General features: G+C 67.1%; 8 protein-coding genes. 3 read left to right on the top strand and 5 right to left on the bottom strand.

All coding sequences use genetic code 11. From position 1 onward, the window contains the following. Positions 1-42 precede the first annotated feature (42 nt). Positions 43-480 carry a hypothetical protein gene (locus IE332_RS31245; protein ID WP_189923006.1) on the bottom strand — a complete coding sequence of 146 codons (438 nt, stop codon included), beginning with the start codon at positions 478-480 and terminating at the stop codon, positions 43-45. Between the two features lie 204 nt (positions 481-684). Between IE332_RS31245 and IE332_RS31240 the strand changes: the two genes are divergently transcribed. Beyond that, complete coding sequence (locus IE332_RS31240) at positions 685-1,881, top strand: site-specific integrase (protein WP_189923004.1); 1,197 nt, start codon at positions 685-687, stop codon at positions 1,879-1,881. Positions 1,882-2,318: 437 nt separating this feature from the next. Here IE332_RS31240 and IE332_RS31235 read toward each other — a convergent pair whose 3' ends face one another. The 3 genes from IE332_RS31235 to IE332_RS42035 form a co-directional block, all read right to left on the bottom strand. Further along, positions 2,319-2,639 carry an SUKH-3 domain-containing protein gene (locus IE332_RS31235; RefSeq protein WP_189923002.1) on the bottom strand — a complete coding sequence of 107 codons (321 nt, stop codon included), beginning with the start codon at positions 2,637-2,639 and terminating at the stop codon, positions 2,319-2,321. Positions 2,640-3,177: 538 nt separating this feature from the next. Next, positions 3,178-3,861 (bottom strand): DUF2625 family protein, encoded by a 684-nt coding sequence (locus IE332_RS31230; protein WP_189923000.1) that lies wholly within the window; start codon positions 3,859-3,861, stop codon positions 3,178-3,180. A gap of 16 nt (positions 3,862-3,877) precedes the next feature. Continuing rightward, positions 3,878-11,023, bottom strand: a complete 7,146-nt coding sequence (locus IE332_RS42035; protein WP_189922998.1) for a polymorphic toxin-type HINT domain-containing protein — start codon at positions 11,021-11,023, stop codon at positions 3,878-3,880. A gap of 632 nt (positions 11,024-11,655) precedes the next feature. On the opposite strand from IE332_RS42035, the gene IE332_RS31220 reads away from it, so the two are divergent. After that, positions 11,656-15,222, top strand: a complete 3,567-nt coding sequence (locus IE332_RS31220; RefSeq protein ID WP_189922996.1) for a ricin-type beta-trefoil lectin domain protein — start codon at positions 11,656-11,658, stop codon at positions 15,220-15,222. A 109-nt stretch (positions 15,223-15,331) separates the two neighbouring features. Here the strand turns inward: IE332_RS31220 and IE332_RS31215 are convergent, their stop codons facing one another. Continuing rightward, positions 15,332-16,975 (bottom strand): IS1182 family transposase, encoded by a 1,644-nt coding sequence (locus IE332_RS31215; protein ID WP_189922994.1) that lies wholly within the window; start codon positions 16,973-16,975, stop codon positions 15,332-15,334. A gap of 237 nt (positions 16,976-17,212) precedes the next feature. Here IE332_RS31215 and IE332_RS31210 point away from each other — a divergent pair, with 237 nt between their 5' ends. Continuing rightward, positions 17,213-18,223 (top strand): HNH endonuclease, encoded by a 1,011-nt coding sequence (locus IE332_RS31210; RefSeq protein WP_189922992.1) that lies wholly within the window; start codon positions 17,213-17,215, stop codon positions 18,221-18,223. Positions 18,224-18,285 lie beyond the last annotated feature (62 nt).

The raw sequence follows: 18,285 nt of genomic DNA, 5'->3' as shown, positions 1-18,285 counted from the left end.
GTCCGTCGCACCCGATCCGCAGGCCTCGAACAGATCCTCTTCTCAGTCGCCAGTCCGCAGATCACGCAGGCCGTCCTCGAATGCTGTGAGTGCGTACTGCCCTGTGCCGCGCCCGGGCATCTCGAGCTTCTTGAGCTGTCCTCCGACGATGTGGGAGACCAGCGGTACCGGAAGTGCGTCGGGCCAGAGGCCGGTCCGCTTGCCCTCTGAAAGCACCCGGCGGAACGCGCCGGTGGATCCCCGCAGGCTCCGGCCGTTCGCCTTCAACTCCTCTGCGGCGCATTCGCCTTCGCCGTGGATGACCTGGAGCAGGATCTGCTGCGCGCGGGGTGGCAGACGGTCGTAGTACGAGCGGGCCCGCTTCGGTGTCCAGCGGTCGTCGGGCTCCGTGGTCACGACGGCTGCCGGCATGGCGGCGAGGGCGAGCAGCTTCTCGAGTGCCTCGGGGGTCGGATTCTCCACGGTGATCGTGATCTTCATGACGGACACCCTTGCACCCCATGGGGCTGAACACAAATAACCACGACAGACGTCCTGGAAACAGAGGGCCAACTTGGAGCGCTTCTTATGTATCAATCTCTGTGTTGCGTCCTCTAACTGGATTTAGAGGACGCGATACAGGGCCTGGTACAGATAGGCTGTCCCGGACGGATCATCAGCCCGCGCGTCGGAAGGGAAGCTCCCGTGGACGAGGAAGCGGACAACCTGCCCGCCTTGGCCGACGCACCCACCGAGATCGTGCTCGGCGAACTGGTCGACGCCGGCCAGGTGCTCGTGCCGTTCACCCTCGCCGGGCTCGACCCGAACGAGACGCTGACCGAGGACGCGGCCGACGACCTCGCCACCGCCCGGCCGGCGCGCACCAGCCAGACCTACGCCGAACAGTGGCGCTACTTCGCCCGCTGGTGCGCCGACAACGGCCGCCACCCGGGGCCGCGCACTAGCGAGGCGAACATGGTCTCCTACGTCTCCCACCTGCGCCGCCGCGGCGGACGCGACGGAACGGGCGCGCCCGTCAGCTCCCTGCGCCTGGCCATGGCCGCGATCCGCGACGCCAACGCCCGCGCTGGGTACGAGAACTGGCCTCCGAAGAAGGCTACCGCCGAACTGATCCGCAAGCAGGCCGCCGACCACGCCCGCGCCCGCCGCACCCCGAAGTCCAGCCCACCCATCGACGCCGCCCGCATCGCCCACCTCCAGCAGGGCACCACCGCCGACATCCCACTCACCCGCTGGCGCGACCTGACAATCCTGCACCTCGGCTACCGCACCCGCGCCCGCCGCTCCGAACAGGCCGCCTACCGCATCGACTCCATCGTGTTCGAGCGTTTGGAGGACGGCACCGAACAGATGGTCGTCGGCAAACGCACCAGCAAGAACGACCACTGGTCCACCGGCCGCGAGTACGTCATCCGCGACCCGGTCGCCATCACCGTCGTGCGCACCTACATCTCACTGCTCGCCGAACTCGGCCAAGCAGAGCCGCAGTTGCCCCTGCTCCGCGGCATCACCCGCTGGGGCCGCCTCATGCCCGTCCCCGCCTCCGGCACCGGCATGACCGGCCACGCCGTGAACCGCGCCTTCAAACGCATGGTCACCCGCACCCCCGACTTCGACGCCAAGAACGCCACCAGCCACGGCCTGCGCGCCGGCGTCCCCGCCGACCTCGCCGCCCAGGGCTACAGTGCCGCCGAGATCATGGTCATCACGGAGGACTGGAAGTCCACCACCATGGTCGAGCAATACGCCAAGGCTGGCCTACGCCGTGCTGGCAAAGACAACCTCGGCCGTGCCCAGCAAGCCCTCGACGCATTGGTCGTACCACCGCTAGACCGCTCTGCCAGCGTAGGGCGCGCAGAATCCTATAGCCCACGCCAATAGACCTTCGCAATTCCCGGACTACCCAGGAAAACTGTCGGACATGCCATTGAAGACAACGCCATCGCCCCAATTGCAAGTAAGACCGAGGTGATACCCGCGATCCTCTGACCAGCAACCCTTACGCCAAGAAACCAGAGGCTCTGCCGGAGACGTGTCCGACAGAGCCTCAAGATGGCCATAATCGTTTAAGGTTGAATTCGAGCCAATGATGGGGTGGCCGGCTCAGATCCAACCACCCCAGAGGCCGAATAGGTGAACCTGCAAAGGCCCGGGTTGAGCAAGCTTAACCAAGCCCGGACACCTAGCCAGATTCAGCCATCAATCGGGATTCGCCATTTTCACCGCCTTAACCCCCCTGATCATATTAGTAAGACCCTCGGAGAATAGTTCGAGCCGAAATGACCATGCGCCAACCAGATATAGGATTGCATCCTCGTCTATAGCGAGAAAGAACTCTCCTTGTCCGATTTCTCTAATAGGAAAAATTTCCGGTTGAATTTTCGCGACAGATCCGCGAATGCGAACTCCTCGCCTGCTGCTAGCTCCGGATCGATCTCAAAGGGCTCTCTTGCGACCGATACGCCCGGGCCGCGCACATCTACGGAGATCCCGCCAAACTCCTCGAGGAACCTCTCTGAAGCTTCATGCCAGGCAAACCCAGAAAGCGTCTCCTTGTAGCCGCTGATTCCCACCGAACGCCCGGGAAACCAGCCAGAGAGACGCAGTACGGCCTCAACATCCGAAGCGAAAATTCCCACTATTTACCCCGTTTCAAATATGATATCAAAATGCGCGACCAGGGATTTGCAGCTATCGCAGGGACCAATTCCTGACTTGAAGTTCTTATTTGCCCTGGCTCGCCCCAGAACAGAGGCAGCCCTCGCGCAACTCGTTATCAACGCCGGACTGCGCCTGCACGAAGTCGCCGACCTCAACAGCAACGACATCAAGCTGGAGCACGACACCGAGGACCTGCTCCACGAGACCAACCCGCGGTGCCGCGTCCGAATCGCCTTTGGCAAGGCCCCACGGACCATCCCGGTCGCCGAGCCTGCGGCCCGCGCCCTCCACCGGTGGATGTCCAGCCAGCCCAGCGCCGCGCCACTGTTCCCGCGTTCCCTACCGAGGACCGGGTCAGCAGCCGCTGGCCTGCCCACCACCAGCCCGACAAACCGAAACGGCCCGCCGGATGAACCGACGGACCGTCACGAAATATCGAGGTTAACATCACTGCCGATGAGAGCTCGTGCATCTCACACGGAATTTTGGCCGATTAGAGTGCACTAGTGACGAGATTCACGCGAAGCAGCGACAAATGGATTCCTCCCCTGACGACCATATCCCACACCTCAATCTCTCGATCACTTCCGGATTGAACCTAAATTGACCACCGTCCCGCGCCCCTGAGATCGCAAGCGCGAAACCACCCCAATATTTCAGCGCTGCAGCGGCCTCCACAGGAATCATGTTACCAAAGGAGAATTCTCCACCGACAGAAAAGGGGACCTTGGGTACGAGCCGGTGCCCAGCGGGCAGCGGCCCATTCCGCATCTGCCATTCATGCCCCACTGAGTATCCAGTGACATAATTCCAGTCCGCGACGACGCCATCCTGCCAACTCGTGACATCTTCAGAGAATTTCGAAAGAGCGGCCGTCTCGGGATTGAAGGAGTAGACGGCACCATCCCCCGCCATGGCAAATTGACCGCCGAAAACATCCTCTGCGAAGAAGATCATTTCCGGAATCAAGCGGCCGTAGCTTTCCCGCCAAAGTGACTTCGAATTCCACTCCTCTAGTGAACGCCCCGGCAGCCCGGGCTCACCTGAGGGAAATACGTGGAGTGCCGACTCGAAGGCATAGAATCCGTTCATTTCGGCCAGTAGGACCTCAAGGGAAGTCGCAGCACTGCCAAGTGCGGGACTAATCTTCGGCGTTTTGGGAGAAATTGCCCCACTTGCAACCGAAAGCAACTTGCTCATTCGATCTCGCATATCATTAATTTCGCCCCAATATGTAGTTGAGGCTCATGATGGTGACCCTCACTCGACTGCCGTTCGGAATGCCCACGAGCTGATTCTTCATATCGGAACCGGCGCCTCGATTATCTCCGGCCCCAATGTGCTTTACATGGGCACTTGCCCCTTCCTTGAATACCGCAGGCGGGAATTCGTCCCTATCCTGGCCGGGAAGTGTTGGTATACCTCGCAGATTATCTGTCCGCCTAGCGTCTGCACCTGCCCTGTCGAGGGTCACCATCATGCCCTCACCACCTTGCTCGGCTGCATGAATTGCGCTATCTGGATGCTGAATCGCATCGATGGTCCATGTAGCGGGCCTTGGGCTCGGACAGGAGCACGCGGCCCCGGAGGCATCCTGGCCGCCTTGGCAGTTGTGGACGAGTACCGGAGTGGCCCCCGCCAGCACATAGTACGTGTGGAGGTCGGCGATCGTGAGGTCGTATGCGGCCTGTGGGGCGGCGTTGTAGTTCCTCACTGTCAGGACGGTGAGGGTCCCGCCGTCTGCGGTGCGGACGTCGTCTCCGGCGCGCAGGTCTGAGGCGTTGGTCCAGCGGTGGGTGGTCTCATCCCAGAACGGGTGGTGCTGGGTGCTGGTGAGGCTCTCTGTCGCTCCAGAGCTGGCACTGGAGTCGTGGGCCTGCAGGGTCAGGTCGGTGAACTGCTCGTCGTCCGGCGTGCGGATCGTGCGGATGACCGACTTGGACTGGGTGGTTCCGGTTTCCGGGTCTGTTGCCGTGACCTGGTCGCCGGGTTGGAGGTTGTCGATGGCTCGGGTCGTGCCGTCGGCGAGGAGAACCTGGGTGCCGGGCAGGAAGCTGTGTGCGTCCTGGATGAGGCTGGTGATGTCACAGGCTGTGTTGATGGTCTGATCGATTTTTTCCGCGGCGTTGGCGGCCGTCGCTGCCTTTCCGGCGATGCCGGCGGCCTTTGCGGCTACGCGCTCGCCGGGAACGAGGCCGGCCAGGTTCTGGGCGGCGCTCATGTAGTTGCCGTCATGGGCATCGATGACGGCGGATCCGACGGCCCCGACGGCGTTCAGCCCGGGGACGTACTGCAATGTGTCGGCGAGCTGCTTGAAGGCCGCCTTGTACGTTCCGCCGCGGTAGAGGATGAAGTAGTGGTTGCCTACGTGGTTGGGGTGGTCCCTGTTGCCGCTGTACCAGTTCCAGTAGCCCTCGGTCCAGGAACCGTCGCGTTCGAGCTTGAAGGTCTCGGTGGTGATGTTGCCCTTGTAGTCAGCGCAGGTACCGAACCCACCGCAGACGCCCTCGGGCCGTAGGCCGCTGGGGTCGGAGAGGTTGACCGGGTTGTTGTTGCTGTAGGCGTAGCCGTTCCACTGCTGGGGATCGGCTTGGTCCAGGACGGGGTCCGGGCTGATGAAGCGTCCGCGGGCGGGGTCGTATTGGCGGGCGCCGAGGTTGGTGAGTCCGGTGGTGTCGTCCTTGCTGCCGCCGATGAAGCCCTTGGTGCCGGCCCACTGGCTGGCAGTGGGCCGGGTGCCGCGGGGGTTACCGAAGGGGTCGGTGGGGCGTCGGGTGACGGTCTGGGCGGTGTTGCCGGTGATCTGGACGCCGTTGGTGCCGTGCGGGTCGGCGGCCTGGATCAGGACGGTGCCTCCGCCGACGGCGGCGGTGACACGGGTGTACGTCAGACCTCCGGGTCCGGCGATGGAACGGACGTTGCTCGTGGAGCCGCTGGCCGTGTCGAGCGTGAGCTCGTCGGTGGCCAGGTTGAGCGTGGTCTTGCCGGGGTTACGGCGGATGAGCTGGTTGCCGTCCGCGTCGTAGAGGTAGGTGGTGGCGCCGGCCTGGCCGGTCTTGGTGAGGGAGTCGAGCTTGTCCTCGCCGTTCCAGGTCAGGGTGGTGGTGCCGCCGGTGTCGGTGATGGCGGTGGTGTTGCCCTTGGCGTCGTACTGGTAGGTGACGGCCTTGGTGCCCGCCGGTCCGCTGGTGGTGGAGGTGAACAGGGCGTGGGGCCCGCCAGTTCCGCCGCCGGTGTTGGGGGCGTTGGTGGGGGTGTTGGTGGTCTTGGCGGCTCCGAAGGTCTGGGTGGTGGTGGTGTCGTTGAGGCTGTTGCCGGTGATGTCGTGCTGGACGAGGCCTGTGCGGTTGCCGGTCGCGTCGTAGGTGTAGGTGTTCCAGTACGGTGCCGGGCCACCGACGGTCCGTCCGCCGGGGCTGACGGTGGCGGGGCCGTCCTTGTTGATGCAGCCGCCGACGCCCGGGACGGTGGTGGAGCTGCCGGTGCCATGAACGGTGCCGGAGGAGTCGGTCCAGTCGGCGGTGGTGGAGACGCCGCCGGTGTCGGTCCAGGCGCCGGTCAGCCGGCTCAGGTGGTCATAGGTGAAGCACTGGGTGTCGGTGGCGGCGGCGTCCTGGCGGTCGGTGACCGACGTGATGCGGCCCGACGGGGTGTAGGTGTAGGAGGTCTGGTCGAGGGAGGTGGTGCCGGTCTGGCGGTCCAGGAAGGAGTTGATGACCCTGCCGGTACCCCAGTCGTACTGCTGGGTGGAGACGACCTGCTTGCCGTAATCGCCGGCGGTCGTCCTCACGGGACGTGCGAGGGCGTCGTACGCGACCTGGGCGATGACGGCCTTGCCGCGACTGGCGGAGGCCGTCAGGAGACCGGTGATGGTCCGCCCGTAACTGACCGTCTCGGCCGGCAGTCCGCCGGCCGCGGGGATGTCGAGCTTCTTCAGGGACCCGATGACCGGGCTGTAGGTGTTGGCCGTCGTGTAGGTGCCGGCCAACTCCTTCTCAACCGCGGGGATGGTGATGGAGGTACCGAGCGGCCGGTACGCGGTGTCGTAGCCGGTGACGGCGTTCGTGTAGGCCGCGCCGCTCGCTCCGCCCACGTAGCGGGTCGAGGACGTGTTCTGACCCTTGACGAGGGTGTCGTAGGTCCAGGCGGCCAGCTGGTTGGCGGGCGCGACGCTTCCGGTGAAGGAACCGGTCTTGCGGCCCAGCAGGTCGTAGGTGAAGGCGACCGTGTTGTTTCTGGCGTCGACGGTGTGGTCGACGCGCGAGTTGACGTCGTAGAACGTCCTGGTGGTGCCGGTGTCCGGGTCGGCCGCCGAGATCTGGCGTCCGCGCAGGTCGTAGGTGTAGCTCCAGGTGTTGCCGCTGCCGTCGGTCCGCGACGAGGCCAGGCCTGTCGGTGTGAAGCCGTAGGCGGTGATGTCCGCGTCTGCGGGATTGCCGGTCGCGGTGGGCGTCCGGTACTGCCACAGGGCGGTGGCGCGCCCGCGGGCGTCGACGACGGCCGAGGACGGCGTGGCGCCCGAGGGCGGGGTGACGTCAGTACGGTCGGCGCCGGGGTAGGCGGTCGTGGTGGCCCACTGGAGGTTGCCGTTGGAGCGGAACTCCGAGCGCACGACGCGCCCGTTGCCGTCGTAGCTGTTCCAGGTCTGGCCGGGGACCTGGCCGTCGGCCGCCGGAAGGAAGATGGACTGGGTGGGGAAGGAGCCCTGCTCGTAGTACGGGGCGGAGGTCTTGATCACCCAACCGTGGCTGTCGTAGACGGTGTCGGTGATCAGCCGCCCGGTGGGCTTGGCGTCACTGGTGCTCTGGGTCTGCCGGGGCCTTCCCAGGCCGTCGTAGATCTCGACGCTCGCCGAGTAGGAGAGCGCGTCGTCGTTGATCGACTCGGTCGTGACCGCGGACGGGGCCTTCGACCCGTTGAGCGCGTAGGTGAACTTCCGGCTCGGGAATTCCGCGGTCGGCCGGTCGGGCGCCCAGACCGCGGTGAGGCGACCGAGGGCGTCGTACTGGCTGGTGGTGACGCGGTCGTTGATGTCCTTGCTGGTCAGCGGTGAGCCGCGGGCAGGGTCCTGGGTGACGGTGGTGGTCCATCCCGCTCCCAGCGGCCCGGTGGTGCGGATCTCGGTCGGCAGCCGGCCCGAGGCCGGGGTGAGGGCGATGGTGGTGACGGCGGGGGTGACGGATGGGCCTGTGATCTGCGCGCCGCTGTGATCGTAGGTCGATCCGTCGGTCGTCGCAGTCGTCAGGCCTCGGCCGTATACGTCGAACGTCGAGCTGCCGTTGTGGACGTAGACGGGGTTGCCGGCCTGGTCGAAGTGATCGAGGACCTGGTTGCTGGTCGCGTCCCCGACAGTGCCGGCCTTCGCGAGAGGCTTGCCGTCGTAGATGATGCGGCTGGCAGCCAGGGTGTTCGCTGACGTTGCCGTCCCCGAGCAGGACCCCTGGAAGGTGGTCGTGTCCGACGCCAGGGTCAGCATCTGGGGGTTGTCGCCGGTCGCGTAGCCGGTCGTGGTGCAGGTCTCGGGGGTGGCGGCGGTGCCGTCGCCCTTGTCGTCGACCTTGACGACTCGGTTGCCGTTGGCCGGCTCGGTGGTGGTGACAGCCGTGGTCGTACGCCAGCTGCCGTCCGCGAGTCGGGCCTTGGTGATCGCGGTGCTCTCGGCGTCCGGGAGCCAAGCGTAGACCTTGGGCGCGCCTGCGCTCTGGGCGTGGGTCGCGGACTTCTGCTGTCCGCTGTAGGTGATCCCGGTCACGCCGGTGACCGTGCCGCCGGCCTTGTCGAAGACCTCAGTGGCCACGGCACGCCCTGCCAGCTGGGCGCTGTCGGTGACCGTGCCGCCCAGTGGGCTCGGCACCTGGACGGTGCGCTGGGTGCTGTTGGCGAGATAGTCGTCGGTCATGCCCCGCAGGTAGGTGACCCGCTGCTGGGTCTTGGGGGCCTCGGAGGCGTCGCCGCTCCCGGTGGTGGTGATCACCGACTGGTAGCCGCGGAACTGGTCCCAGGTCCGCGTCTTGGGGTCGGTGAACTCGGCGTCGTTGCGGTGCCAGGCGGCGCCGCCCTCGTAGGTGTACTCGGTGGTCTTGCTGACCCCGGGGGTGCTGACCAGGTCCTGTTCCGTGACGACCTTGACGAGGGGCTTGTCGAACCAGTCGTTGACCGGGTCCGGCGAGGACTGGCCCTGCAGATACCACTTGACGGGTATGCAGGCCATCGTGTTGCCGTCCTCGGACGACGGCATACGGTTGTTGACCCGCGAGCACTCCGGGTCCTTGTAGATGACGTTGATGCTCCCACCGGTCTCGGTGGTGATGCCCATCAGGCGCGGGCGCATGAACATCGGCGACGCCGGGACCAGGCCGTCGACGCGGTTGGCACGCATCGTGTACTGGAACTGCACGGCGGGCAGGTCCTTGATCTCCGCCTGGCCGTTGCTCGGTACCCGCTGGACGGAGTCGAGCTGCAGGAGCTGCTTGGTTCCGTCCTTGGGGTCGGCGAGCTGCTGGTTGAGGTTCCAGGTGTCGACGACTCGGGGCCCGGAATCGGTCTGGACCTGGGTGGTGATCGTGGTCAGGCGCTTGGTCGTGAAGAACGTGGGCGCCGAGACCGTGCAGGAGGAGTCGGTGCAGATCTGGTCGATCGGCGTGTCCGGCCAGGCGCCGGCGTTGGCGGCCGTGCGCTGGTCCTCGGAGCAGGTGATCGATCCGCTGGGGATACAGCGCTCCGCGACGGAGAAGGTGACCTTCGCCGCCGGGACCGCCCCGCCCTTGGCCGCCGTCTGCTCGTCCAGGCGCTGGCCGTACGCGATCTCCTTGAGGTAACCGGCCCTCTGGTAGTCCGCGAGAGTTCCGACGCCGCCGCTCTGGACGCGTCCACGCTGGTACTTGTTGCCCTCGGTGGCGTACTTGTACGTGGTCAGGTTGCCGTGCGGGTCGACGACGTAGTCGAGCTGCCAGCGCCATGCCATCTGGCACCACGAGTTGTTGCCGCTGCCGGTGCTGTAGCAGGGGTCGCCGCTGTTGGGCGAGTACACCGGCACCGTCAGCACGGAGTTCGCGGCCGGGTCGCTTCCGTCGCCGCCCGGCAGGTGGTTGAGGCCGAAGTAGTACTGGACCCCGTCCGGGGTGGTGACCCGCCAGTACTCCATGCCCTGGTAGTCGATGTCACCGGCGGCCTTCGGCGCGCCGGTGAGCTGCTCGACCTTGGTGCCGTCGTCGCTCTCGAGGTGCCAGCTGCCGGTGGTGTCGTCGCGCACGATCGCGCCGGAATGCCCTCCCAGGGAGAGGGAGGCGTTCTGTCCGCCCCAGCACTGGTCGGGTGAGCCGGTGATCCCGGCCTTGTCGCAGCCGCGGTAGGAGCGCTCGATGAAGCCGGGCTCGAAGCCCCAGCCGTCACCGACCCAGGAGGGCTGGGCGTTGGTGGCGGACGTCTTGCCGTCCACGTCCGCCGAGTTGTAGCCCAGCGCCACGGTAGGGGCGGCGCCGCCGAGCGCCGGCGGGAGCTGGATCGGGTAGCTGTAGGTGAAGCTGCCCGTGTTCGAGCCCGCCGTCCACGCCGACGACGACGAGAGCGACGTCGCGGTGTAGTTGCCCATGGAGCCGGACGGCGACGACGCCACGGTGAGGACCACCGGGCTCCCGGCGGAGCCCGCGCTGCTGGAGGCCGGCGTCACGGCGGCATCCTGCCGCGTGGTGTACGACGCCTTGACGGCGCCGGTGCGCGCGTTGTCGGGCGCGGCCGCCGGTGGGAGGGTGATGTCGGCGGTGACGGTGCCGACGCTGTCGGCCTTGGCCGTCACCGGCGTCTGCGTGCGGCACTCGGGGCGTTCCGGTGTCATCAGGGAGCAGGCCGGCAGCGCGATGAGCTGTGCCCGGTCCGACCATCCGCCGGCTTGCAGGGCCTTCAAGTCCAGGGAGACGTGAGCCTCGCGACCGTTGCCTCCTGCCTGGGCTTCGGCGTCCTTGAGCGAGATGAGCGGCCCGCTGACGCCGGCGGCCTTGCCCTTGTCCTGCCCGGCCACCTCGACGGTGACGGTGTGAGCGCTCTCGCCGGTGCCGGTTCCGGGTGCGACCCGGACCGCCAGGTTGCCAGCCTTGGCGCCGGTCTGGCCCCCGGAGGCCGGCGATGCCCCACCGGTGACCTTTCGGGCGGCCTCGGCCTCGGCGCTGCCGGCCCCGACGACCACCGTCGCCGTGCCGGTGACGACGGGTGCCGCGACCTCCGGCTTCCAGTCGGCCGCCTTGGTCGGGGCCTTGGCGCCCGAAGGCTTGGCGTCATGCCCCTTGACCGGGCGGCCCGTGCTTCCCAGGGGCGTGTTCGGAGGTGTCCAGACCTTGCCCTCGGGTTCGGGGTAGGTCCATGCCACTGCCGGTGGCACGCTCACGCCGGTCAGTGCGAGCGCGACTGCGGCTGCCACCGCCGGTGACCGCCACCGCCCGCCTATTCGTGTTCCGGCCCGTTTCCGGGCAGGCCAAACCGTCACGTGGCTTCTCCTCGTGAAATGTCGACACAACGTCATATAGTCATGGACGCACCATGCTCGAGGTGACGATATGTGAGCCGGCGATCACATCACCAGGTTGTTCGGACGCCATGCATGAGATGTTTATGAAGTCTTGATCTCGCGATCCACCGCATATCTGGACATGTCCGTGCAAGCCGATGCCGGGGTTGACCCAACCCCAGGTCAGGCCGCATCGTTCCCACCCGAACGTCCCCCTTCGAGGGGCGGCCGACCGGGAGGGACCCCACAGCTCCACCATGTCCAGCACTCCACGCGCCATCGCGCACACACCGCCAACACCGTCCATACGCAAGCGCCTGCTCACATTCACCGCGCTCGGCACCGGCTGCGCACTGAGCCTCGCTCTGCTCAGTGCTCCGACCGCGCTCGCGGCTGACACGACCCCGGCCCCACCGACCCACGGCCCCGTGGGCGGCGTGAAGGTCCCTGTTCCGACGTCACCCGCACCGTCGCGCAGGCCCGAGCAGCAGGCGATGCTGGATGCGATCGCCAAGGCCAAGTCGACCGGGAAGCCCGTCCCCGTCGAGAGGCTGACGAACGAGCTCTCCACGACGGTCGCCAACCCGAACGGCACGCTGACCACTACCGACAACGCCCAGGCCGTGCGCACCAAGCGCGCCGGCTCCTGGAAGGACATCGACCCGACGCTGCGGGCCAACGGCAACGGCACGCTCAGCCCGGCGGTGGCCACGACCGGGCTGACGTTCTCGGGCGGCGGTGCGGGCCCGATGGCCACCGTGACCACCGACGACGGCAAGAGCCTGGCGGTGAACGCACCGTTCCCGCTGCCGAAGCCGTCCGTGGCCGGTGCCAACGCCACCTACGCCGACGTCCTTCCCGGGGTGGACCTGCAGCTGACCGCGCTGCCCCAGGGCGGCTGGCGGGACGTCATCGTCGTACGGACCAAGGCCGCCGCAGAGAGCGCGGCACTCAAGTCGCTGACCTTCCCGGTCTCCGCGCAGGGTCTGTCGGTCGCCGCCGACCAGTCGGGTGCGCTCAGTGTCAAGGACGACAAGGGCACGACCCGCTTCCGCGCCCCGGCGCCCCTGCAGTGGGACTCCAGCAAGCCCGCGAACCCGCCCGTGGCCGCGACCCGTGCCTCCCGGTCGGAGCAGCGCGCGGCGCTCGCCGCCGATCCGGCCCCGGCGCCCACGGCGGGGCCGACCGGGATCCCGTCGACCACCGAGGAGCCGGGTGACGGTGCGAACATCGCGGCCATCGCCACCAAGGTCACCCCTTCGGCCATCGAGCTGACGCCGAACCAGGACGCGCTGGGATCAGGCGACGGGCCGTGGTTCCTCGACCCCTCCTTCGTCGCGGCCACCAGCTACACGCAGGGCTCCGTCGAGGTCCAGGAGAACCACAAGGAGGCCAAGAACTACAACCTGAAGTCCAACGTCGCCACCGGCTACTGCGGCTTCCACAGCAAGGATCCCAGCCTCGACTGCGGTCAGGAAGGGCGCCAGCGCGCGTACTTCCAGTTCGGCATCAACCCGGCCATCTACACGATCCCCCAGGGTGCCTACTCCGCCCCGACCATCCTCGGAGCCACCTTCAACGGGCAGGTCACCAGCGCTTCCAACATGGCGACCGACACGCCGTTCGTCATCTACTCCACACCCTCAGACAAGACGATCGGCCTCGACACCAACTGGTACGTGCAGCCCTGTGGTGACAACGGAAACCTCGTCATGAACGGGTGCACCCCCGTCAACGGGCAGATGCTCAAGGGCACCGGCCCGCTGGCCATCGACGTGACCGACACCATGAAGCGCGCCGCCGCGGAGAAGTGGCAGGTCTGGACGGTCGGCATCGCACCGCAGACCTCCGAGTGGAACATGGACTTCCGCCACTACCTGGCGAACAATCCCTCCATCACCACCACCTACGACATCACACCCACCATCTGGTACCCGCGCACCAGTCCCGCCCCTGGGTTCGCGAGCAACAACAGCACGGCCGAGTGCACCAGCGGCGGCGCCAACCCCTGGGACAACCCCGGCTGGGTCGGCAACAACCAGGACATCTACCTGACCGCCAACAGTTGGTCGCCCACGGGCCAGAACCTCTACACCGGCTACCAGATGTGGGACGACAACGACCCCAACTTCAGCGCGGTTCCCGGTGGGTGGGGTGGAAGCTACAACGATCCGGGCCCGACCTCGGGCGTGGGTTCGCTGTCGGATGGCCACCAGTACGGCTGGCTCGCCCGCGCCACCGACGAGACGCTCACCTCGCCCAGCAGTGCCTGGTGCTACTTCCGCGTCGACAAGACCAACCCGCGCCTCAGTATCAGCTCCACCGACTTCCCGCCGTCGGGCACACCGAACCCCAACCCGGCCAAGTACGTCAACGACCAGGGCACCTTCACCATCAACGCCGAGGACCCCGCCCCCGGCGCCGGCCTGCAGGCCTCCGGCGTCGCGTGCGTGCGGGTGAGCAATGACCCGACCCCGGTCGTCGGCTGGAAGTGCGGCCAGGGCGGCACCCTCGCCCCCGGCCAGCCCTACACGTACAAGCCCAAGGACTGGGGCACCAACACCCTGTACGCCTGGGCCATGGACAACGCAGGCAACTACAGCCAGGCGGCCGTCTACAACTTCTACGTCCCCTGGAAGCCCGACACCCAGCCGCTGTTCGGCGACGTCGACAACGACCAGAAGCCCGACATGGTCACCGTCGACAAGAACGGCGACCTGCGCGTCATCGGCGGCACCACCGACCCGACCACATCGCTGGCCGCCCCCGCCGCCGCGGCCCCCAACAATGGCACGTACGGCACCACGTGGGCCGACTACCAGATCAGCCACCACGGCACTTTCGATGTCGGTCAGGCCGTCGACGAGGTCCTCGCGCACTACAACAAGGACACCACGTCCAAGCTCCGCGAGGCCCTGTACCTGATCCCCAACAATGGCACCGGGCGCTTCGACACCCTCACCCCCGTCGCCCTCAACCGCCCCGCCTGCACAACCTACGTAACCGGCGCGGCCTGCCCCGGCTACAACCAGGCCAACTGGAGCAGCGCCTCGCAGGTCCTCGCGATCGGCACGCCCGACGGCGAGGCGGTCGGCGGCGACCCGGGCAACGCGAACCGCAAGGTCATCATGACCCAGACCTCCATCCTCTCCCTGGAGAACAACAACCTCTACCTCTTCCAGCCCAACGGCCTCGCCGACGCCCTCGACGCCGCCACCTACCTGCCCGCAGCCTCCGGCAGCTGGGCCGACCTGGAGCTGATCAACCCGGGCGCGGCCAACGGGACCACCGTCGTCCCCGGCACCACCGACCCCACCAGCCAGGCCACCGTCTGGGCACGCAACCGCGTCACCGGCGACGTCTACGCCTACCCGCTGGGCTGGAAGCCCGACGGGACCGTCGACTACACCGCCCTCACCAAGCCCGACCAGGGAATCAAGCTCACCGTCGGGCTGCCGGTGAAGGCGTCCGACTACCCCCGCATCGGCGCCGGCGACCTCAACAACGACGGCACACCCGACCTGTGGGTCATGGACAACACCAACGCGATCGCCATCTTCCCCGGCAAGAGCGGCACCGGCGTCAAGGGCAAGGTCGACAGCTTCGACCACTGGGCCTTCGCCGGCTACTCCGACTCCAGCGTCACCGTCCACCCCAAGCTGGCGGACGGGCAGTGCATGGACTCCATCGGCGGCCCCAACGAAGGCACCGACGTCGCCGTCTACGGCTGCTGGCAAACCGTCAACCAGCGGTTCAACTTCGCCATCGACGGCACCATCCGCTCCGGCAGCTGGTGCGTGTCTACCAAGGGCAACACCCTCGCCAACGGCACCGGCCTGATGCTCTCCCGCTGCGTCGGCAACACCGGCCAGAAGTGGGCGGTTCGCCCCGACGGCCGGATCTACCTGCCCGCCACCGTCACCGCGGACAACCCCGGCGGCCGCTGCCTCGAACTGCCCGGATGGCACACCGAACCGGGAACCCGCCTCGGCATCTGGGACTGCCCCGCGCCGCAGGCCAACCAGCAGTGGAACCTCACCTACGAGAAGCACGCTCCCTGAGAACGAAGCGGTCGGGCCGGTCGAGCCGACCTTGCTGACACCCGAGGGCGGGGCCCGGCAGACCAGACACTGTTGGTAAATAGCTGGGTTTGACTGTGTCCCGCCGTTCTCAAGCGGCGGGACACAGTCGTTCGAAGCGGGAGCCGCGGGTTCCGGCGCGTGGTGTGCCGGTGATCCAGGCGTCGAGTCGGGTGAGGTTCATGGCGGTGGCGGTGTAGAGGTGCTGGAGGCTGGTCTTCGGTTGCCCGCGGTAGCGGGATCGGCGCAGGCCGAATGCTCGAACGCCCTGCGAGATGGTTGCCTCGATTCCCTGGCGGTGCTGGTAGATACGCTGCCAATCGGGATCTTGCTGATCAGCACGGTTCTTCTGGATGGCGTCGTGCGCGTCCTTCTCGCGCAGCGTGATCTCCCGGCCTCGGCCGGCCTTCGAGGGCGCACAGGTCTGGACGTCGGGGCAAGGCTGGCAGACGGAGGAGGGAAACCGGATTCGGATCACCGGGATACCACGGGAAGAGGCTCGGGAATACCACTGCTCGGAGACCTGGCCGTTGGGGCAGGTCACGCTCCTGGCTTCCCAATCCACCGTGAACGCCTCGGTGGTGAACCTGCTGGAGGACTGGGTGGCCTTGTTCTTCTGGATCGGCCCCACCAGCTTGAAGTCGGATTGGCGGCAGGCCGCCAGACGCTGGGCGTCCACATAGTTCGCATCGACCAGGTGCACAGCGGGCAGCCGGTCGCGGGATCGCAGGTCAGCGCGGATGACGTCAGTCATCCTCATGTCGCTCACCGATGCGCCGGTGGTGGCAACGTGGGTGATCAGATTCGGGGCGTCCGGCTCGCACGTCTCGGTCAGCTGCACTGCGTAGCCGGTCCATGTGCTGCCCCGCTTGTTGCCGGCGCGGGCGTGCGGGTCGTATGGGGAGAACGGGCGTAACCGGCCTGGGGGAACGTTCTTCGCATCCCTCAACGACACCTGCCTGTCAAGGACTTGGTAGTTCTGTACCCAGATCTGCCGCAGGAGCTCCACCGCCTCCAGCGAACGGGCCTCAGTCGGCGCCCATGGCGAGAAGACCGCTTCCAGCAGGCGTATCCCGTCGACGCCGGCCCGCAGTGCCCACTCCCCGCGCTTGGCCGCGCTTCGGGGCAGCCTGGACTCCTCCACCCGATGGCCGTACCGGTCGGACCACTCCGGGACGGCCTGAGTGGCCAGCCACTCGGGGACCGCCTCAGCGAGCGCGTTCAAGGCCGCCCGCAGCGTCTCTCCGAGCATCTCCAGGCGGTTGACCGCCCGGACCGCCGCCAGCACCTTGGTGGAGTCGGTCCGCGCCCGCCCTGCTGTCTTCAACAGACCACGTTCCCTGGCAGCCCGGAGCACCCGCTCGAAGATCTCATCAGCCATCCGCCCTTCCACCAGGCGGGCACGGAACTCGCTGAGCACCGAGAAGTCGAAACCGGTGGCCGTCAGCTCCAGCCCCAGCGCGTATTTCCAGTCGATCCTCACCCGGACCGCTTCGGCGGCCTGCCGGTCCGACAGCCCTTCAGCGAACTGCAGCACCGTGACCAGCGCCAACACGCCCGGTGACACCGCAGGTCGGCCCCGGCGGGGGAAGAGAGCCGCGAACGCGTCACCGGAGAAGACCTCCCCGAACTCGTCGCGCAGCCTCATCGCCAACGTGCCCTCCGAACACACCGCCCGAGCCACCCGCACAGTCTCCGCCGGGATCTCACCCAGCCCGCTCTCCCGCAACGACACCGATACCCTCCCCAAGCGCAACGTCGGTCCTCACCACCCACAACCAGGTGGAGAAGACCGACGTCACGGTCGGGGTCTGGCTATTTACCAACAGTGTCAGACCAGCCGGGCCCCGCCCTCGGCGCGTACCGGCCCACCAGCTGCAAGGCAGTCGGCGCAGCAGTCCTGGCCTCCCTGCACCGTACCGCCGGTCCCGGGCCTGACCTCCGAGTTGCGCCAAGTCCTATGCTGGAGAGCATGCTTAAGGGAGTGATCAGCCGCGAATCGGTGCTCAGTGCGGTAGACGAGTACGACCGTGTCGGCCAGGACGCCTTCCTCGCCGAGTACGGGTTCGCCCAGGCCCGCAACTACCTGCTCGTACACGAGGGCAGGGAGTACGACTCGAAGGCCATCGCCGGCGTGGCCCACCAGTACGAGTACGGCAGGGCGCTGCGGCCGACGGAGTTCCACGGCGGTACCGGGGAGGCCGTCGTCTGGCTGGAGCAGCTCGGTTTCACGGTCAAGTCGCTCCGCAATCCCGACTGGGCGTGGGATGAGGTCGTCCTGGCGTGCGCTATCACGGCAGACAACGGCTGGAGGGGGCTGGCCGCGACCGACCCCCGCGTCGTCGAGCTATCCGGCCTGCTCCGGCTCCTCCCGATCCACGACGCCTCGTCAAGGAACGACACCTTCCGCAACGCCAACGGGGTCGCACGCAAGACCTTCGACATCGCTACGCGCCATCCGGACTACCAGGGCAAGCCCACCAACGGCGGCGCTACAGACCGCGCCGTCCTGCAGGAGTTCCTGGCAAGCCCGGTCGAGATGGCTGCGGCTGCCCAGCTGATCCGGGCCGGCGTCCTCACTGGTGGCCTGCAGGCACCGGCCGTCGCAGATGAAGACCTGGAGGACTTCGACGCGCCGGAAGGCCGTCTCCTGCTGCGCCAGCACCTCGCCCGGGAGAGGAACCCCAAGCTGCGGCGCCAAAAGATCGAATCAGTGGTGCGGCACGGACGGCGCCTCGCCTGCGAGGCCTGCGGCTTCGACTTCCAGCGGACCTACGGCGACCGCGGCACGGGGTACATCGAGTGCCACCACGTAGTCCCCCTGCATGCGGCGGGAGAGGGCCGGACGAAGCTCTCGGACCTGGCTCTGATCTGTGCGAACTGCCACCGGATGATCCATCGCCGCGCTCCGTGGCCGACACCTGGAGAGCTTCGGTCCCTGATCTCGGAGGCCGGGGCGCCGGGCGCCCAGGACGGCTCCTGACTAAGGCCTGTCTGATAATTGATCTCGTGGCAGGTCGAGGTGAGTTGACGGACGCGGCGTGG

The organism is Kitasatospora xanthocidica, assembly GCF_014656195.1.
GTDB lineage: Bacteria > Actinomycetota > Actinomycetes > Streptomycetales > Streptomycetaceae > Kitasatospora > Kitasatospora xanthocidica.
The sequence above is the reverse complement of the archived record's forward strand: the minus strand, read 5'-3'. Positions and strand labels throughout refer to the sequence as shown.